Annotated in this window: 18 protein-coding genes; 2 read left to right on the top strand and 16 right to left on the bottom strand. The window is 30.7% G+C overall.

The window, feature by feature from the left end:
• Nucleotides 1-36: 36 nt before the first annotated feature.
• Genes ACSIGE_RS04265 through murQ form a run of 3 tightly spaced genes read right to left on the bottom strand, consistent with a single transcriptional unit; the run spans nucleotide 37 to nucleotide 2,139 of the window.
• A complete protein-coding gene (locus tag ACSIGE_RS04265; protein ID WP_440881551.1) occupies nucleotides 37-1,086 on the bottom strand; it encodes a D-alanine--D-alanine ligase in 1,050 nt (349 codons plus the stop codon).
• A gap of 11 nt (nucleotides 1,087-1,097) precedes the next feature.
• On the bottom strand, nucleotides 1,098-1,286 hold the full coding sequence (locus ACSIGE_RS04260; RefSeq protein WP_440881550.1) for a hypothetical protein: 189 nt from the start codon (nucleotides 1,284-1,286) through the stop codon (nucleotides 1,098-1,100).
• 37 nt (nucleotides 1,287-1,323) lie between these two features.
• Nucleotides 1,324-2,139: an N-acetylmuramic acid 6-phosphate etherase gene (gene murQ / locus ACSIGE_RS04255; RefSeq protein WP_440881549.1), complete on the bottom strand. Its 816-nt coding sequence runs from the start codon at nucleotides 2,137-2,139 to the stop codon at nucleotides 1,324-1,326.
• A 107-nt stretch (nucleotides 2,140-2,246) separates the two neighbouring features.
• On the opposite strand from murQ, the gene ACSIGE_RS04250 reads away from it, so the two are divergent.
• A complete protein-coding gene (locus ACSIGE_RS04250) occupies nucleotides 2,247-3,077 on the top strand; it encodes a mechanosensitive ion channel family protein (protein WP_440881548.1) in 831 nt (276 codons plus the stop codon).
• Between the two features lie 46 nt (nucleotides 3,078-3,123).
• Here the strand turns inward: ACSIGE_RS04250 and ACSIGE_RS04245 are convergent, their stop codons facing one another.
• The 9 genes from ACSIGE_RS04245 to ACSIGE_RS04205 form a co-directional block, all read right to left on the bottom strand.
• Nucleotides 3,124-5,364, bottom strand: coding sequence for an NADP-dependent isocitrate dehydrogenase (locus ACSIGE_RS04245; protein ID WP_440881547.1), 2,241 nt, complete (start codon nucleotides 5,362-5,364; stop codon nucleotides 3,124-3,126).
• A gap of 323 nt (nucleotides 5,365-5,687) precedes the next feature.
• Nucleotides 5,688-6,038, bottom strand: a complete 351-nt coding sequence (gene rplS / locus ACSIGE_RS04240; protein WP_440881546.1) for a 50S ribosomal protein L19 — start codon at nucleotides 6,036-6,038, stop codon at nucleotides 5,688-5,690.
• A gap of 131 nt (nucleotides 6,039-6,169) precedes the next feature.
• Complete coding sequence (locus ACSIGE_RS04235; RefSeq protein WP_440881545.1) at nucleotides 6,170-7,465, bottom strand: ArnT family glycosyltransferase; 1,296 nt, start codon at nucleotides 7,463-7,465, stop codon at nucleotides 6,170-6,172.
• 101 nt (nucleotides 7,466-7,566) lie between these two features.
• Entirely contained in the window at nucleotides 7,567-8,313 is a 747-nt protein-coding gene (locus ACSIGE_RS04230) for a glycosyltransferase (protein ID WP_440881544.1), read from the bottom strand.
• Entirely contained in the window at nucleotides 8,303-8,983 is a 681-nt protein-coding gene (gene trmD, locus ACSIGE_RS04225; protein ID WP_440881543.1) for a tRNA (guanosine(37)-N1)-methyltransferase TrmD, read from the bottom strand. Before trmD ends, ACSIGE_RS04230 begins: the two co-directional genes overlap by 11 nt.
• Nucleotides 8,984-9,814: 831 nt before the next feature.
• A complete protein-coding gene (locus ACSIGE_RS04220) occupies nucleotides 9,815-10,678 on the bottom strand; it encodes an RluA family pseudouridine synthase (protein ID WP_440881542.1) in 864 nt (287 codons plus the stop codon).
• 112 nt (nucleotides 10,679-10,790) lie between these two features.
• On the bottom strand, nucleotides 10,791-12,575 hold the full coding sequence (locus tag ACSIGE_RS04215) for an aminopeptidase P family protein (protein WP_440881541.1): 1,785 nt from the start codon (nucleotides 12,573-12,575) through the stop codon (nucleotides 10,791-10,793).
• Between the two features lie 16 nt (nucleotides 12,576-12,591).
• Nucleotides 12,592-13,479: a 3-hydroxyacyl-CoA dehydrogenase family protein gene (locus ACSIGE_RS04210; RefSeq protein ID WP_440881540.1), complete on the bottom strand. Its 888-nt coding sequence runs from the start codon at nucleotides 13,477-13,479 to the stop codon at nucleotides 12,592-12,594.
• A gap of 152 nt (nucleotides 13,480-13,631) precedes the next feature.
• The gene (locus tag ACSIGE_RS04205) at nucleotides 13,632-14,594 is read right to left on the bottom strand and encodes a Gfo/Idh/MocA family protein (protein WP_440881539.1); all 963 of its coding nucleotides are present in this window, start codon (nucleotides 14,592-14,594) and stop codon (nucleotides 13,632-13,634) included.
• 181 nt (nucleotides 14,595-14,775) lie between these two features.
• On the opposite strand from ACSIGE_RS04205, the gene ACSIGE_RS04200 reads away from it, so the two are divergent.
• Nucleotides 14,776-15,417, top strand: coding sequence for a protein-L-isoaspartate(D-aspartate) O-methyltransferase (locus ACSIGE_RS04200; RefSeq protein WP_440881538.1), 642 nt, complete (start codon nucleotides 14,776-14,778; stop codon nucleotides 15,415-15,417).
• 358 nt (nucleotides 15,418-15,775) lie between these two features.
• Here ACSIGE_RS04200 and ACSIGE_RS04195 read toward each other — a convergent pair whose 3' ends face one another.
• The 4 genes from ACSIGE_RS04195 to ACSIGE_RS04180 are packed head-to-tail and all read right to left on the bottom strand — an operon-like array spanning nucleotide 15,776 to nucleotide 18,632.
• Nucleotides 15,776-15,934, bottom strand: a complete 159-nt coding sequence (locus tag ACSIGE_RS04195) for a hypothetical protein (RefSeq protein WP_440881537.1) — start codon at nucleotides 15,932-15,934, stop codon at nucleotides 15,776-15,778.
• Between the two features lie 26 nt (nucleotides 15,935-15,960).
• The gene (locus ACSIGE_RS04190) at nucleotides 15,961-16,821 is read right to left on the bottom strand and encodes a substrate-binding domain-containing protein (RefSeq protein ID WP_440881536.1); all 861 of its coding nucleotides are present in this window, start codon (nucleotides 16,819-16,821) and stop codon (nucleotides 15,961-15,963) included.
• Nucleotides 16,821-17,690 (bottom strand): nucleoside phosphorylase, encoded by an 870-nt coding sequence (locus ACSIGE_RS04185; protein WP_440881535.1) that lies wholly within the window; start codon nucleotides 17,688-17,690, stop codon nucleotides 16,821-16,823. Before ACSIGE_RS04185 ends, ACSIGE_RS04190 begins: the two co-directional genes overlap by 1 nt.
• Complete coding sequence (locus tag ACSIGE_RS04180) at nucleotides 17,691-18,632, bottom strand: DUF1835 domain-containing protein (RefSeq protein ID WP_440881534.1); 942 nt, start codon at nucleotides 18,630-18,632, stop codon at nucleotides 17,691-17,693.
• Nucleotides 18,633-18,655 lie beyond the last annotated feature (23 nt).

Genomic DNA, 18,655 nt, shown 5'->3' with positions numbered 1-18,655 from the left:
GGTGCTTTTCTCTCTTAATAATCACAAATATAGGATTTAAATTGTATTTTTGATAGTTGATATGTAGTTTTTTAGGACAAGTATTTCTGAAAAAAACTCTTTGGTATTTTTATATGGGATTTTTAAAATTCTATGATTTATAATTGAAATGGTGTATAATTTTTTCCAATGATATCGTATTTCTTTTAGCGCTTTTAAGTAGCTAGAGTTTTCGCTATCGTAAATATGGGTTGGTTCTGCTATAATGCCATTAATCTCTAAAATCTTGAAATTTTCACCTCTTTCAAGTTCTTCAAGAGAATTATATTTAATATCTAATCTACCATAATACCATCCATTGATTGATGCACTTATTTTATCAAGCCTATCATTTAGGGGTTTGTTGATTAAATGATTACCATTAATAAACCTTGCTCCTCTAGAATGGTTTCCTATTGCCGATAAAATGACTAGTTCCCCTTTCTGAGGAATTTTTTCAAATTCAGAAAAGTATGATTGGTGTATCTCCTTAATATAATGTTTGGCTCTTTTGTGTTGGATTATAAGATTTTTCAATTTTGTATTACCATCTCCTTTTACAGATAAAAATTTTTTTAGGGTGATTGAAGTGATGGTTCCTTTGTTCTTTTCTGGATTTCTTATGTAAAAGATACCACATTCATGATTTAGATTTATGAATTCTTGAATGATTATTTTAATTCTATATTTTTCCAGATATATTTTTAATTCTTTACGGTTATTTATTTTTTTTACTAAAAGACCTCTGAAACCTACATCTGGCTTTACAATAACCGGAAATGAGATACATGCATTTTCTAATTGCTTAGTAATATTATTAAAACCCGTATTTGGTTTTACCAATATTGATTTGGGTCTTATTTTTTTAGGTATTAATTGAAGCGTTTTGAATTTGCTTTCTGTTCCATTACCCGAACTTTTTATACTTGGGTTGGCAGCAGTAAAGAATGTTAGTTTTTTTGCTTTACAAGCTAAATACAAAGCATATGGAATATTTGGGATATAGAAGAAAAAGGAAGGCCAGTATTCCCAATCAAATATTCTAAAAGATGTATTTTTATATTTCAAATTTATTTTTTTTATTTTTTGAATAGTTCATCTAAAAACACTTTTATTGTCTTGAATCCAAAGTATAATGTATAAAGAACTGTTAAAATACTAAAAATAAATAAAAAATAAGCAAAAATGTTTTTAGGATATGTATCAAAAGCCTTTAAAGCTTTATAAGAAATAGTTAAAATTAAGGGAGATATTATGAGTAATGTCATAAGTAGTAAGACATTTTTAAAGCTTTTTTCCATCTTTTTATAGTTGATTAAAATTCCTTATTGCTTCTCTAACGTTTCCGTATTTCATTAGAAGTTTTTTTGCTTGATCTTCTTCTATCTTTAGTTCTGACTTTAAAATGGCAATGCCTCTTCTTACAAGTTTTTTATTTGATAATTGCATATCAACCATTTTGTTGCCTTTAACCTTTCCCAATTGAATCATAATCGATGTTGAAATCATGTTAAGTACTAACTTTTGAGCAGTTCCAGCTTTCATTCGTGAGCTACCAGTTAAAAATTCAGGTCCTACGATAACAACAATGGGTAGTTGTGCTGTAAGTGATAGGGGACTATTATGATTACATGTTATACACCCCGTTAGAATATTATGTTCATTGCATTTTTTAAGAGCTTCAATAACATAGGGGGTTGTTCCAGAGGCTGCAATTCCAATTACAAAATCATTTGTATTAATGTTATGATCACATAGATCTTTCCAGCCTTGTGATTTAGAGTCTTCAGCAAACTCAACTGATTTACGAATAGCATTATCACCACCGGCAATTAACCCAATTACCATTCCATGAGGGACTCCAAAAGTAGGAGGACATTCGCTTGCATCTACTATACCTAGACGTCCACTTGTGCCAGCTCCAATGTAAAATAATCTTCCGCCATTTTTGAGTTTTTTCACGACTTCTTTTATTAGTGCTTCTATTTGAGGAATTGATTTTTCTACCGCGTTAGGGACTGTTTTATCTTCTTTATTAATATTCTTTAGAATTTCAGAAATATCTTTTTTTTCTAGATCAGTATAATTAGAATCTTGTTCTGTTGTTTTTGTAAATTTCATAAAACAAATTTACAAATATTGATTTTTTAATTAGTTCAAAAGTTATGAAAGTGACCTAGAAATGAATGAGGTGTCATATTTTATGTGAAATCAAAAAACAGAATATTATGGAAACCATCCAAAACTCATTAACTAATTTTTATAATTCTATTGCTACAGGTATTGGTGATTGGGGACTTAAGCTTTTTGGAGCTTTAGCAGCCTTAATTATTGGATTATGGGTAATAAGGTTTATTATGAAAGGCGTTTCAAGGGTTTTTGAATCAAAACATATTGATGAGACATTAAGACCTTTCTTAATAACGCTTCTAGGCTTTGTTTTAAAAGCATTATTAATTATCTCAATAGCAGGTATTGTAGGAGTACCTACAGCAACTTTTGCAGCATTAGTTGCAGGTATTGGAGTTGCTATAGGGGCTGCTTTTAATGGATCATTAGGTCACTTGGCTTCAGGTATTATGTTATTGGTGTTTCGTCCATTTAAAGTTGGAGATTTAATAAAAGTAAATGGGGCTTTTGGTTTTGTTAAAGAAATATCGGTATTTGTTACAGTTATTGAAACTTTTCAAAAAGAAACAGAAATTATTCCTAATTCAGCAATAACCTCTGGGAAAATAACTAATTTATCAACTGTTGGTTATTTAAGGATAGACATGCCTTTTGCAATTCGATATGGTGCAGATATATCAAAAGCTAAAAATATTGTTTTGGATGTTTTAGTTCAAGATAAAAATGTTTTAAAAACGGAGAAAATGAAACCAAGGGTTGCTGTTAATAATCTTGGAGAAAATAGTATTGAGTTACTTGCGTTACCTTATGTTAAGAGTGAAAATTATTGGGATGTTTATTGGGATACAAGACAAAAAATTGTAGAGGCCTTAGGAAATGAAGGCTACGAAGCACCTCTACCTCAAAGAATAGTAACAATGTTAAAATAAAAAAAATGGAATCAATTATTGATTCCATTTTTTTTATTTTACCTATTTAAGAAATACTAACATTAATATTATCAATGATTGTATTTAACGTTTTACTTGGCCTCATAATAGCGTTGGCAAGATTATCATCAGGTTCATAGTAACCACCAATATTTACATTAACTCCTTGAACATTGTTTAATTCTTCAACAATTTTAGATTCATTCTCTAACAAACTTTTCGCGATAAGAGTAAATTCAGATTTTAACTCATTATCTAGATTTTGTTCAGCTAATGCTTGCGCCCAATAAAGAGCTAAATAGAAATGAGAACCTCTATTGTCAAGCTCGCCAGTTTTTCTTGAAGGACTTTTTCTGTTGTCTAAAAGTTGCCCAGTAGCAATATCTAATGATTCTGCAAGAATTCCAGCTTTTTTATTATTTGTTGATTCAGAAAGGTGTTCTAAAGAAACAGCTAATGCTAGAAATTCTCCAAGAGAGTCCCAACGTAGGTGGTTTTCTTTTGTTAATTGCTCAACATGTTTTGGGGCAGATCCTCCAGCGCCGGTTTCGAATAAACCACCACCATTCATTAATGGAACAATAGATAACATTTTAGCAGATGTTCCTAGTTCTAGAATAGGGAAGAGGTCTGTTAAATAATCACGTAAAACATTACCTGTAACAGAAATTGTGTCTTTACCAGCCTTAACCCTTTCTAAAGTATACTTGGTCGCTTCTACGGGTGATAGTATTTTAATTTCTAGCTCTGAAGTATCATGATTTGGTAAGTATTTTTCTACTTTCTTAATAATTTCAGTATCATGGGCTCTATTTTTACCTAACCAAAATACAGCAGGTGTTTCTGTAGCTCTTGCTCTGGTTACAGCTAACTTAATCCAGTCTTGAATAGGAGCGTCTTTTGTTTGACACATTCTCCATATATCTCCTTTCTCTACAGTATGCTCAATTAGAACATTATTGTTACTATCAATAACTTGAACTTTACCATCTGAAGATATTTCAAATGTTTTATCATGAGATCCATATTCCTCTGCTTTCTTAGCCATTAAGCCTACATTAGGTACAGTTCCCATAGTTGTAGGATCAAAAGCTCCATTTTTCTTACAAAAGTTAATCGTTTCTTGGTATAAACCAGCATAAGAACTGTCGGGTATTACAGCTTTTGTATCTTGAGTTTCCCCGTTTTTATTCCACATTTGACCCGATGTACGAATCATAGCAGGCATGGAGGCATCAATAATAACGTCTGACGGGACATGTAAGTTTGTGATTCCTTTGTCAGAGTTAACCATTGCAAGGTCAGGATTACTTCTGTAAATATTTTGTATGTCTTTTAGTATTTCTGATTTTTTTTCTTCTGAAACTTCATCTAAATTCTTTAGTAAGTTGCCAAAACCATTATTAACATCTACGCCAATTTTTTGAAAAGTATCTTGATGTTTGTCAAATAAATCTTTGAAAAAAACTTTTACAGCATGACCGAAAATGATAGGGTCCGAAACCTTCATCATCGTAGCTTTCATGTGTAATGAGAATAAAATATCTTTATTTTTAGCATCAATAACTTGTTCTTCCAAGAAATGTATTAGCTTTTTCTTACTCATTAAAGAGGCATCAATGATTTCTCCTTCAAGTAAAGAAATTTTTTCTTTTAAAACAGAACTATTTCCAATGGTATTTGTATGTACTATTTTAACATTAGTGCTTTTATTTACAGTTACTGATTTTTCATTATGTGCAAAATCTCCTTCACTCATAGTGGCAACATGGGTTTTAGACTCGGAGTTCCAAGCTCCCATCGAATGAGGATTTTTCTTAGCATAATTTTTAACTGCTTTTGGAGCTCTTCTATCTGAATTTCCTTCTCTTAATACAGGATTGACAGCAGAGCCCTTTGCTTTATTGTAGCGTTCAAGAATAGTTTTATCTTGATCTGAATTGATTTCTTCAGGATAATCAGGAAGCGCAAAGCCACGAGCTTGTAATTCTTTAATGGCAGCTTTCAACTGAGGAACAGACGCTGAAATATTTGGTAGCTTAATAATATTTGCTTCTGGTTTAGTTGCTAAATTACCAAGAAAAGTTAAGGCGTCTTCAACTTTTTGCTTTTCAGGTAATAAATCTGAGAAGTTAGCTAGTATGCGTGCTGCTAATGAAATATCTTTAATTTCAATTTCTATGTTTGATGATTTTGTAAAAGCTTTTACGATGGGTAAAAACGAACGTGTAGCAAGCGCAGGAGCTTCATCCGTTTTAGTATACATAATTTTAGCCGAATTGCTCATAATTAAGAATTAAATTATATTATTTTGAAGTCTTGCAAATTTATAAATAACCTACGGAATTTTTGTTGCAAAATTATTATAAATTAACTTGTTTTGCTGACTATATGATAATTTTGTTCGATTTCAATATTTTTTTAAGAGCTTTAAGGGATGAAGTGACGATTTTGATATTTCTTAAATATATGTTTTTTTAAGTAGCTGTGTTACATTATTTAATAGTTTTCATGTTAAAGGTGACAAGTTTTTTTTCTAAATAAGATAATTTTTTAAAATAAAAAAGCACAGTGCATAAACACTGTGCTTCATAAATATTTTCATCTTTATTAGATTCTTCTCTCTTTAATTCTTGCTTTTTTACCAGTAAGACCTCTAAAGTAATAGATACGAGCTCTACGAACTTTTCCTCTTTTATTAACTTCAATTTTTTGAATTGAAGGTAAATTTACAGGGAAAATACGCTCTACCCCAACAGTTCCTGACATCTTTCTAATAGTAAATGTTTCTGAACTTCCATTACCTCTTCTTTGAATTACAACCCCCTTAAAGAACTGTGTACGAGTTTTACTACCTTCTTTAATTTCATAATAAACAGTTATAGTATCACCAGCTGCAAATTCAGGTAAATCATTTCTTGATACAAATTCGTTCTGTACAAATTTTACTAAAGATTCCATTTTAATATATTATTTTTTGTTTAAAAAAAGCAACATTCACGATTTTCGTCAGAGGTTGATTTTGTGTGTGCAAATTTAAAAAAAAGTTATTTGTTTTTAGATAAAAAAGTAAATTATTATGTAATTAAAGCTTAATTAACTTTAAATATTCTATTTGTTTTATTTTCATCTTCCAAAATGAATGCGTCTCTGATACTTTTTAATTTAGTTTTTTTAGGTATTATGATGAAGAAACTAACCTTATCGCTTATGAGTGAATTTATTTTTTCTTCAGATATACTTTTGGATTTTCCTTTCGAATAAAATTGACTTGAGTAACTCTTCGTATCATAGTAATACAAGGGGAGTTTTTCGTCATAATTTTTCTTGATTAAGTACTTATCTGTTTTTGATAAATATTCGATTTTATTTGTTGATAACCCAATAATTAACGCTAGGAATGATGCTATAGGAGTTACTAATGCAATTCCCATAATAAGTTTTTTTCTTTTTAAGTTTCTCCAGAAATATGTTGATAATAATGCAATGGGTACCATTATGGGCATTATATATGGGTGTATTAAACTTTTTGATACAGTGAAAAATAGAGGAGTCCATAGTAACCAAAGTAGTAAGAAAATTAGCCAAGGACTTGTTTTTACGTTTTTTTGATGTTTCCATATTTTACCTATAATAACCTGAATCCAAGGGAGAGCAAAACCAAGAAGGAATAACCATACAATACCTAAAGGTTGTTGTTTTGGAAAACCATACTTATCTCCACTCCAAGAACTATCAAAAAAACGTTTAAAATGTTCACCAACAATAAAGTAATCTATAAATCCTGGGGTTTTTTGTTCAGCGTAATAATACCACGGTAAAGCGACAATGAATATAATGGGGATGCCTATTAAAAGGTTAAATTTTTTGAAGATTTCAAAGAATGACTTTGTGTATAGTGACCAAAAGAAAATAGGAGGTAGTGTTAAAATAAATATTATAGGGCCTTTAGCTAAAAGCCCCAAACCAAAACCTATAAAAATTAAGTATTTCCAAATTGTATTTCCATTTTCTTTCATTCCCTCCCAAAAAGATAGCATAACCAATGATGTGCAAAACATTAAAGCTGTATCTGTTGATACTACTCCTGCATGGATTAAAAATTGAGGAATGGTTAAAATTATAAATCCAGGTAAATAAAAAGGTAATTTTTCTCTACTAGCATATTTACCTATTAAAAATACCACTAAGATAGATAATAATAAGTACGGTAATCGTGTTGCAAATTCATTTGAACCAAAAAATTCAATACTAACTGCAGATAGCCAGGTAGAAAGAGGAGGTTTTGCCCAAAAAGGAATTCCGTAATCTATTTGAGGTGTTATATAATCATTAGTTTCAGCCATTATTCGAGCAATTTCAGCATAACGAGCTTCTGTTTTGTCCATCAGAGGAATAAATATGTTTAAAATTACTCTCAATAAGATTAATAAGAACACCCCAAGGGTGAAAAAGTGTTTTTTGATAAAACTAGTACTCATGTAAAATATTATTTTTTATATTTTTTTCTAATAGCTAATAGGTCGAACCAAAGTTTGAAGAAATAACTAAATTTTACACGGGAATCATCAGTGTCTACCCATGATTTTAAGGGAATTTCTCTAACAATTTTATGTACGTTTTGTTTTTGGTAAGTAGTAATTATTCGATGAAATATTTCAACATCAAAGAGCCATTTTGAAATGAAATGGTCTTTAAATATTTCTGAAGCAACGTTTTGTTCAAATGCTTTACATCCACATTGAGTATCGTAAACGGTTACTTTTAATTGCCTTGAAATAAGAGTAGCGATAAATCTACCGATAGCAAAACGATAAAATTTACGATCTATATTATTGTCTATTTTTGATATTCGAGAGCCAAAAGCAAGAATTACATCATTTTTTATGTAATTACTTATGCTAATACATTCTTCAAGCGAGGTAGCTAAATCGGCATCTAAATAGGCTATTTTTTTATAGTTGTAAGTAGTATTACAATATAAAAAACCTTTTCTTATGGCTTCAGCTTTTCCAATATTATCTTTAAGGGAGAGTTGTGTTATTGTGTTTGGATGCTCTTTTTGTAATTTAGATAGTATTACTTCTGTATCATCTTTTGATCCGTCATTAACAAAACAAATGAGTATCTCAGAATTTAGTTTGGTAAAACTCTGAAATTTCTTTACCGGTAACCTATCTTGTTCATTATAACAGGGAATAACAATTACTAAATCATATATGAAATTAGTTTTCATCTAATAAATCTGGTCTTATTTGCTGAGTGCGTTCTATTGCTTTTTCATTTCTCCATTTTTCTATCTTATGAAAGTTTCCTGATAATAGAACTTCAGGAACCTTCATTCCTTGATAATCAGAAGGTCTTGTGTAAACAGGGGGGGATAATAAATTGTCTTGAAAAGAATCTGTCAAGGCCGAAGTTTCATCACCAAGAACTCCTGGTATTAACCTAATTACAGCATCGCATAGTACAGCGGCTGCTAATTCTCCACCAGTTAAAACATAATCCCCAATTGATATTTCTTTGGTTATATACTGATCTCGAACTCTCTGATCAACTCCTTTGTAATGACCAGTTAAGATTAGTATGTTTTCTTTTAATGATAATGTATTGGCTGTTGGTTGGTTCAGTGTAGGAGCATCTGGAGTCATGTAAATGACCTCGTCATATTTTCTCTTAGATTTTAGTTCATCGATGCACTTTGCGATAGGTTCAATCATTAAGACCATTCCAGCACCTCCGCCAAATTGATAATCATCAATTTGACGATAATTTCCAAATCCGTATTCTCTTAAATTATGAAGATGAACTTCAGCAAGGTTTTTCTCAATAGCCCTTTTCATCATTGAATTTTCAAACGGACTTCTTAATAAATCTGGTTCTACAGTAATGATATCTATTCGCATTCGGCAAAGGTAAGGCTTACATTCTTTACATGGCAAATTATCTTTCATAGAATAGCGTGATATTTGATTTAGCATCAAAATAAAATTTTGATGGGAGTAAAAATTCATTTTTAGATGTAGGATACTGTTTATGTAATTTAACAAACAATAATTCTTGTTTTTAAAAATCTGTAAATAAAATTACTTTTATTAGTAATAGTTATATTGTCTAATTTGAAATAGTGAGTTGTTTTGTGGAGATTAACTTATTTTTTTAAAAGGGGGTTAGGGTGGTTCTGAAACAAAAAAAAGAATGATAATCCATTTTCTTAGGTATTTCTAGGGAGATGAAAAAGATAAAGCTTTATCAGTTATAAAAGATTTTTAGAAGTATATTCAAATCAGAGGTTTTCTTAATTTTTGATTTGATTTTTTATAAATTTTATAAGCCCAATAAGGATTTCTTTATAGATGAGGCTTTTCTTTGAAAGAGAGAGGGAATGTTAAATTTGTATTTGAATAATACTCCCAAAAAGTTATGAAAATGGCGATCAATGAATTTAATAATAGCTCTTCATTAAGCTACTCTTTCGTTATGTTGGATGAAATTATTCTCATTCTATTTATTTTTTCATCGTCAATACACATCATAAGACTATGTTTATAAGTAAACTTCCTAGTGTTATGGGGTTTAAGATTAGTATTGGGTTCAGAAGATATGCTAGCATAAGTTTTTTTAGTATTATGATATGTTAAAAATACTTGCAACATTGAAAATTAAAATAAATAGAAAGAATTTTCCTAATGAAGTCTTCTGTTGATTCGTAAATAAGTAATAAAACTAATAATATATTAAGGGAAAATTCTTTTAAACTTTTTAGGTAGATTACTTGAGGTATTTATTGTTTGTGAAGTAAAAGGATGAATAAATTCTAGCGAAGAAGCATGAAGATAAAGCCCATTTCCTTTTAAAATTAAATCATCTAAATAATAGTCTTTATCACCCAGAATAGGGGAGTTCAAGCTAAATAAATGTTTACGAAGCTGATGTCTTCTTCCGGTACACGGTTGAAGTTCAATTAAATTTAGACAGCCAAATCGGTCAGAAGGTACAGTGTTTAATACTGAAAATTTTGTAAAAGCAACTTTGGTGTCAATAGGAGTATTAATTTCTCCATTTTTAGGTAGCTTACCAATTGAAATAGCATGGTATTTCTTTTGAATCAATTTCATTTCGAAAAGCCTGTTCAATTTGATAATACTTGATGTTGTTTTACCAATTAAAAGTAGGCCACTAGTTGGGTAATCTAAGCGGTGTACAGGCCTTGGAGTTGTAGCGTCAGGTAGATTGCTTTTTTTTAGGACTAGAGGTAAGGCGTTGTTAATCGTGGCAAAAGAATTTCCACTAACTAATACACCTGCAGGTTTGTTTATAATAGCCAAATACTCATCTTGAAAAAGAACCTCTAATGGAATATCAAATTTCTTCTTTGAAGAGTGAATATCAATTGCTACTTCATACAGTTCAATTTTCTCACCTCCTTTTATTAATGAGGCCGTGGATGTTTTTTCTCCATTAACAAAGACTAAGCCTTTTTTTATTGCTTTTTTTAATGCTGATTTTGTAGGAATCGTTTTAAAAATACCTACAGCATATTCTTGAATACGAATTGAAGTATTTTGTTTTTTTGCAATATGAGTTGCTATAAGTTTCAAAAGCTAATTTTTAACTAGAAATTTAAAAACATGATTATTTAATTTATTTTTATTCAAAAAGAAAGTAGGCCACTTAATACTTTCATATATACTACAGTGAAAATTACTTTTTTTAAATGTTCTTACATTTATTTTTTAACCATTTTTTTTCATCTTCGGTTAATAAGTTAGAAAGTTTATCAAATACCAGCTTATGATAGTTATTTAACCATTTCTTTTCGATATTCGTTAGTTCGTCAATATTGATCAATTGTGTATCGATATAGCAAAGCGTTAAGGTTTCAAATCCTAAAAACGTTCCGAAATCTGTTGTATGTACCTTTTTTGACAATACTATGTTTTCGGTTCTTATACCAAACTCATTTGCAACATAACAACCGGGTTCAATAGTGGTTAACTGATTTGCTAGGTGTGGAGTTGTGCCACGTTCTGTAGTTGGTCCTGTGGTAAATCCTTGTGCAGGCTCATGAACCATTCCAAAACTACCAATTCCATGACCAGTACCATGAGGATAGTTTAGTCCTTTTTTCCATAAATGAACTCTTGCAAAAGCATCAATTTGAGCTCCTGTAGTCCCTTCTGGAAATTGTAATTGATCTAATTCAATATACCCTTTCAAAACACCAGTATAAGCAGTTTTTACTTTTTCACTTGGCGTTCCTCCTAACCAAATAGTTCTAGTAATATCGGTAGTCCCATCTTTGTATTGAGCGCCACTATCAACTAATAAAATCCCTTCATTTGAAACTTCAGCTGAGTTTTCTTCAGGCGCAGTATAATGGATGATTGCACCATTTCCTTTATACCCCACGATTGCAGGGAAAGATTCTCCTGTATAATATTCCTGTTGTTGTCTGAAGCTATCTAATTTTTTTCCTATTTTATATTCTGAAATTGTTTTGGTAGCTAATTCTTTTTCTAACCATATGAAGAACTTTGTTAGTGCAATTCCATCTTTGATCATACAATTTTTAGAACCAGCTATTTCTGTTTCATTTTTAATTGCTTTTAATCGTTTTACCAAAGAGTTTTGATAAATAAACTCGCCATTAACGGCTTCAAAGCAGGCGTAGTTTAAACTTGAAGAATCAGTTACAATTCTTTTACCAGATGTTATTTCAGGGAGTATGGTTGCAATTGAATCGTAATCTTTAATGCTAATATTTAGTTTTTCAAAAACGGCAATTACATTCTCAGAGAAACGATTGGTATTACAGAATAAAATAGTTTGCTCAATACCTACAAGAGCATATGCCGTAACCAAAGGTGTAAAATCAACATCACGAGAGCGAATATTAAATAACCAAGCTATTTCATCCAAAGAAGAGAATAAATAGAAATCAGCTTTTTGTATTTCTATTTCAGTTTCGATTGTAGCTATCTTGGAAGCTGTAGTTGCTCCGGAAAACTCTAAAGGATGAACCGAGATTTCAAAGTTTGGTAAGCTCGGTCTGTCAGTCCATATTTCTTTAGCGAAATAAGGTTCATTTTGTAGTTTTATACTCTTAGGAGTTGTAAAACTTAGAATATAATCGATTTGTGATTTTGAAAATTGTCTATAATCTACCCCAATAGTTGCATCTTTTTCCAATGAATCGCATAGCCAAGCTACATGTTCTGGAGCATGCGGAATGGATTGTTTGTAAAGTGAAACTTCCGAATTTTTACATTCATCTTCAAACTGTAAAAAATAACGCGAATCCGTCCATAAAGCAGTAACGTCTTGCGTTACTACTAAAATTCCAGCTGATCCTGTGAAACCAGAAAAATAGGCTCTTAATTTCCAATGATCTGCTACATATTCCGACTGATGAGGGTCGGTAGAAGGTATAATAAAGGCATCTAAATTTTTAGATGCCATGTAATTTCTTAGTGCTTGTAATCTTTCAGCAATCATGTAGTCGTAATATGTGTTAAGAAAACATTTTGGCTACTTTCTCTGCTTTTCTGCTTTCACTGTAGTCGTAAAAGCCTTCACCAGATTTAACTCCTAACTTTCCAGCCATTACCATATTTACTAACAACGGACATGGAGCGTATTTAGGATTTTTAAATCCGTCATACATTACATTTAAGATGGATAAACATACATCCAATCCAATGAAGTCTGCTAATTGCAAAGGTCCCATTGGGTGCGCCATTCCTAATTTCATAACGGTATCTATTTCTGCAACACCAGCAACACCATTGTATAATGTTTCAATAGATTCATTGATCATTGGCATTAAAATACGGTTTGCAACAAAACCAGGATAGTCATTTACTTCAACAGGTACTTTGTTAATTTTCTTAGTTAAATCAACAATAGTTTCCATTACTTCGTCAGTAGTATTATAACCTCTAATAATTTCTACTAACTTCATAATTGGCACAGGGTTCATAAAGTGCATGCCGATTACTTTATCAGGTTTGCTAGTAGCTGCTGCAATTTGAGTAATAGATATTGAAGATGTATTTGTTGCTAAAACGGTGTTTTTATTTGAAAATTCGTCAATATCTTTAAATATTTTCAGTTTTAAATCTATATTTTCTGTAGCGGCTTCAACGATTAATTCTACATTTCTAACTCCCTCTTTTAAGTCAGTAAATAGCTTGATTTTGTTTAACGTTTCATTCTTCTTTTCCTCTGTTATTCGCTCCTTAGAAACCATTCTATCTAAGTTTTTAGAAATAGTTTTTAAGCCTTTTTCCAATGCTGTTTGAGAAATATCGATTAAGTTTACATTGTATCCAAATTGAGCAAAAGTGTGAGCAATTCCATTTCCCATAGTTCCAGCTCCAATAACAGCTATATTTTCCATACTTTTATTATTTATTTATGTTAAATATTTAGTTCATTTTTTAACATCAATGACCAGGTAAAACAATATTATATATGTTTAATGTCAGATTTGTTTTTTGTTAAAAAAAAGAATCTAGTAAATGTAGTTTTTCTTTTATCTACTTAAATTAATTAATTAAAACAATCAATGACTTGTTGTGCAACTCTCAAGGCTTCAGTTCCTTGTTTTAGTGACACAATGGGGGTTGTTTTGTTTCGTATAGCATCGGCGAAAGATTCAAGTTCATCTAAAATAGCATTGTTCTGAATAATTTTAGGATTATCAAAATAGATTTGTTTTTTTATACCTTCCGCATTCTGTAAAATCATAGCATACTCTTCAGGATTTTCGGGTACATCTTTCATCTTAACTACTTCAGATTTTTCTTCAAGAAAATTAACTGATACATAAGCATCTTTCTGGAAGAATCTTGATTTTCGCATATTTTTCATCGATATTCTACTAGCTGTTAAATTAGCTACACATCCATTTTCAAACTCTATTCTAGCATTAGCAATATCTGGAGTTTCTGAAATGACTGAAACACCACTAGCATTTATATTTTTGACTTTGGACTTAACTACAGATAGAATAATGTCTATATCATGAATCATTAAGTCCAGTACAACAGGAACATCTGTCCCGCGAGGGTTAAATTCAGCTAATCGATGTGTTTCGATAAACATAGGTGATTTAATCATATCCTTTACAGCTGTAAATGCAGGATTAAATCTTTCAACGTGACCTACTTGACCACGAACATGATTTTGACTTGCTAAAGTTCTAATGGCTTCAGCTTCTTGGAGTGTATTCGTAATTGGTTTTTCAATGAATACGTGTTTCCCTTTTTCGATAGCTTGTTTGGCACATTCGAAATGAGAAAGTGTAGGAGTTACGATATCAACAATATCAACAGCATCGATTAGGTCTTCAATAGAGTTAAACAAAGTGTAGCCGAATTCATTAGCTACTTTTTCTGCATTTTCAGTAAAAGGATCATAAAATCCGACGAGTTCATATTTTTCTGACTGTTGCAATAAACGCAGGTGAATTTTACCTAAATGCCCTGCTCCCAATACTCCGGCTTTTAACATGTTTATTTTTTGTTTTATTTAAAGAGTCCTAAAAAAATTATTCTTTTAAAGAATTAAAGAGAGGATCCTCAAAATGAAAGTATTATTTTTTAGTTAGTGATTTTATAAAAATCAACGCTAACAAAGATACACTTTTAAACATATTTATTCCTATTTTTGACCGACTGAAATTGGCAAATTAGTGAGAGACACAACCAAACATCAAGGCCTTAGGAATCAATTGGCCTCTATTTTAGAAGCAAAAGGAATAACGGATAAAAGTATATTAAATGCTGTAAGAAATATTCCAAGGCACTTATTTATTGATAGTAGTTTTGAAGAACACGCTTATCAAGATAAGGCCTTTCCAATTGCAGCAAATCAAACAATTTCACATCCTTATACAGTCGCTTTTCAATCACAAGTTTTAGATATAAAAAAAGGAGAAAAGATACTAGAAATAGGTACAGGTTCAGGATATCAAACTGCTGTTTTGTTAGAATTAAAAACAATGGTGTATACAATAGAAAGGCAACATGAATTATTTAAGAAGACATCTGTTTTCTTGCCTAAAATAGGTTACAGACCCAAACGTTTTATTTTTGGTGATGGTTATAAAGGTTTTCCGCAACAGTCTCCTTATGATAAAATTATTGTTACAGCAGGTGCTCCATTTGTTCCGAAAGCATTATTAGCTCAATTGAGGGTAGGAGGTAAGCTTTTAATTCCTGTAGGTGAAGGAGAACAGGTTATGACACTGTTTATCAGAAAATCTCTTAAAGAATTTGAAAAACATGAGTTAGGTGACTTTCGTTTTGTGCCAATGTTGAAGGAGAAGAATTAATATTTTTTTAAACAAAAGAATATTTTAATTTTAACCAGCTCATCATATAAATATTAGACTACTCTTAGCTCAATTGTGAATATAAAGTTTTTTTAAGTTGCTTTTGAAAAGTAAACTTTATTGGTTGTTGAAATTAAAATTGTTTATTTTAACTTAGAAGTTATAAATTAGTAGATCTTTAAATTTCCACAAATAAATAAGTATTTGTCGAAAGTAGCTATTAAATAAAATGTATTCAATCTTTTTCAAAGAATCAGATATTTTTTAATGGTCTTCTTTTTTATTTAGGTTAGTGTGAAAATTAATAAAAAATCCGCTTATTAGCGGATCTATTGAATTTGAACAAACATCAAATCAACTATTCTACATTTACGTCAGCAACGAGTACTTCTTGTTGATGAGTATCTTGTTTAATTTGTTTATTGTTTTCTGCTAAACCACAAGGACTTGTGCTACCGCAAGAAGTAAAACTCAATAAACTAATCATACAAATTGCAATAAATACTACTTTCTTCATTTTTGATATTATTAAGGACTAAGGACTCAAATATACATATTTTTGATTAAACTTCGAGAGTCTACTGTTTTATCAATAACGTTATATGCTTTCATTTTATTTTGTATGTCAGTAATAAAATCTTCCGAGACGGGTGTTGCGTCACCCCATTCAGTTATTGATAACCATTCTCTTACATCATTAAGCTGTTGTTGGTATCTTAAAGATAAGGTTTGATCAATTTTATCTATTTTTTTAAAGTGTTTAGTACAATTATTAATTATATCTAATACTTTTTTTAGGTCTTTAGAGTAATTTTTAATAATTTCTTCTCTAACCGCTACAACAAAGCAAGGCCATGGGGTAGGGCAATTTCCTAAACTTTTGAATGTACCCTCGTCAACAAAAGGTTTAGTAGTGAAATGTTCCCACATGAAGTAGTCTGCTTCGCCTTTATTAAGAGCATCGATACCTCCTTCAAGATTATTAACAACTTTAAACTTTAATTTGTCTATATCCCAACCATTATTGTGTGCGTTTACAATAGCCATTAAATGTGAACCAGAACCATATCTACTGATGGCGATCGTAGCATTTTGAAGTTCAGAAATATCTTGGTATTTTGACTTAGCGTTTACATGAATTCCCCAAATTAGCGGAGATTCTACATAAAATTGAGTTATTTTAGAGGGGTTGCCTTCAATAATATCTTTAATAATTCCTTCAGTGAGAACTATAGCTATATCAATTTCACCACTTCTTAATGCCTTACACATATCACCTGTACCACCAGGAAAATCTTGCCAGCGTAAATTAATTCTATTTTTTGTGTATTCTTTATTTTTAAGGGTTATGTACCAAGGATAGTTGAAGTGTTCTGGCACACCTCCTACTTTTAAATTCAGCATTATTCAACCAATTTATTTAAAGTGTAGACAATTAAATTCTCTACTATTTTTTTAGGTTCGTTACTAAAAGTTCCATTAGCTCTATTTGCAATTATAGCATTCATGGAGACAGCATTATGACCAAGTAGCTTTGATAGACCATAGATAGCAGACGTTTCCATCTCTAGGTTGGTGACCTTATGCTCATGGTATTTAAAACTGTCTATTTTTTTATTTAGCTCGATGTCTTGAAGTGGCAACCTAAGTACTCTTCCTTGAGGACCATAAAATCCACCAGCAGTTGCAGTGATACCAGTAAAAATTTTATCTGAAAATAATTTTTTTCCAAGTTTAGAGCTATTTTTAATGACTAATGGGGTTGCCTTATGAATACTCCAAGAAGTATGTTTCATAAAAGCTTTTTCAATATCTGGATTACCAATATTTTCTACCTGATATGAACGAAGCATGCCATTAATATCTAGAGCATGAGAGCTAAGTAAAAAGCTATCTACAGGTATATCTGACTGAAGGGACCCAGAAGTACCAATACGGATAATGTTTAGTGATGTGTGCTTTTCTTTTAGTGTTCTGGTGTCTAGGTTTATATTAACAAGAGCATCAAGTTCATTTAGAACGATATCTATATTATCCGGACCTATGCCTGTTGATATAACAGTAATGCGTTTACCTTTATACGTTCCTGTAATTGTTCTAAACTCTCGTTTTTGAGTACTAAACTCAATATGTTCAAAATAATTTGCGACAATATCTACCCTGTATTGATCTCCCACAAATATAATATCTTTAGAAATGTGTTCTGGTTTCAAGTTTAAGTGATAAATACTCCCGTCCGAATTTAAAATAAGTTCAGAGTCTTGTATAGTCATTTATGATGTTATTTTAAGCAGCTTTTTAGTATCATTTACATATAAATAGCTGTATTTTTTAGATCCGCCAAGATAAGAAAAATCTGAACGTATTTGACCATAGAAATTTAGTTGATTTTCTAAGACCATTTTACCCTTTTTACTAAGCTTTACTGGGTTTAGAGATGAAAATAGCTTTTTCATTTTATCCAGCTTATGTATATATTGAAGCTCATTAAAACCATAGATTTTTTGATTCTCTGTTATTTTTGCTATTAGATCCTGTTTGTCTACTATTTTTGAATCACTAACTAAGCTCAATATTTGATTTTCTAAACTATTTAAGCCATTTTTAAATGAAGGGAATCTTTTTAAATGCGTTTTTATTGTTTTTTCTATATGGGTGAAAGCCGATGTTGTATTAAAAGTATGAATATTTTCTAATCTCAAAGGACTATCAGAACAGTATAGTTGCCAAATGTAATCAGCATATTCTATATCATCTTTGTTAAGTTCAATTCTACTCTTATAATATGTTAACAAGTCGTTTTTTTTGCTTTGCAAAAAATTGACTTGAATGTCGTTGTTTGAGTTTTTGTTCAGAACGATTGAAATTTTTCTTCCTTTACGAAATCTTTTAAGCCAGCTAATAACAGCAATCATATTTATTTGGGAAGATAGATCACTATCGAACCATAAAACAATTTCATCTTGTGTTTTTTGCTTACAAAGATTCCTGTATTCTCTTAATGTATAATCTATGAAGGCTTTTTTACTGGTTTTATAGGAGTCTTTAAAGAAATCAAACCTTGTTTTCCAAAAAACTTCGCTTCCAACATTAATAGTTGTTTTTCCTTCACATAATATTTCCCGCCATGTAATGATTTCACCGTTAATTCTTATGTGTTTTAAAGCTTGGGTAATGTTGTCTCCGTTTGCGATGTGTAATGTTGAAGCTGTCATAATTTTGGGAATGATTGAAGATT

The organism is Tenacibaculum profundi, assembly GCF_052050075.1.
GTDB lineage: Bacteria > Bacteroidota > Bacteroidia > Flavobacteriales > Flavobacteriaceae > Polaribacter.
This window is presented reverse-complemented; position numbering and strand designations above follow the sequence as displayed.

Bases quoted from the DNA above. Each gene is read 5' to 3' on its own strand.
- ACSIGE_RS04260 (WP_440881550.1), bottom strand. From the start codon at position 1,286: ATGACATTACTCATAATATCTCCCTTAATTTTAACTATTTCTTATAAA.
- murQ (WP_440881549.1), bottom strand. From the start codon at position 2,139: ATGAAATTTACAAAAACAACAGAACAAGATTCTAATTATACTGATCTA.
- ACSIGE_RS04250 (WP_440881548.1), top strand. From the start codon at position 2,247: ATGGAAACCATCCAAAACTCATTAACTAATTTTTATAATTCTATTGCT.
- ACSIGE_RS04245 (WP_440881547.1), bottom strand. From the start codon at position 5,364: ATGAGCAATTCGGCTAAAATTATGTATACTAAAACGGATGAAGCTCCT.
- rplS (WP_440881546.1), bottom strand. From the start codon at position 6,038: ATGGAATCTTTAGTAAAATTTGTACAGAACGAATTTGTATCAAGAAAT.
- ACSIGE_RS04235 (WP_440881545.1), bottom strand. From the start codon at position 7,465: ATGGACAAAACAGAAGCTCGTTATGCTGAAATTGCTCGAATAATGGCT.
- ACSIGE_RS04230 (WP_440881544.1), bottom strand. From the start codon at position 8,313: ATGAAAACTAATTTCATATATGATTTAGTAATTGTTATTCCCTGTTAT.
- trmD (WP_440881543.1), bottom strand. From the start codon at position 8,983: ATGCGAATAGATATCATTACTGTAGAACCAGATTTATTAAGAAGTCCG.
- ACSIGE_RS04215 (WP_440881541.1), bottom strand. From the start codon at position 12,575: ATGATTGCTGAAAGATTACAAGCACTAAGAAATTACATGGCATCTAAA.
- ACSIGE_RS04210 (WP_440881540.1), bottom strand. From the start codon at position 13,479: ATGGAAAATATAGCTGTTATTGGAGCTGGAACTATGGGAAATGGAATT.
- ACSIGE_RS04205 (WP_440881539.1), bottom strand. From the start codon at position 14,594: ATGTTAAAAGCCGGAGTATTGGGAGCAGGGCATTTAGGTAAAATTCAC.
- ACSIGE_RS04195 (WP_440881537.1), bottom strand. From the start codon at position 15,934: ATGAAGAAAGTAGTATTTATTGCAATTTGTATGATTAGTTTATTGAGT.
- ACSIGE_RS04190 (WP_440881536.1), bottom strand. From the start codon at position 16,821: ATGCTGAATTTAAAAGTAGGAGGTGTGCCAGAACACTTCAACTATCCT.
- ACSIGE_RS04185 (WP_440881535.1), bottom strand. From the start codon at position 17,690: ATGACTATACAAGACTCTGAACTTATTTTAAATTCGGACGGGAGTATT.
- ACSIGE_RS04180 (WP_440881534.1), bottom strand. From the start codon at position 18,632: ATGACAGCTTCAACATTACACATCGCAAACGGAGACAACATTACCCAA.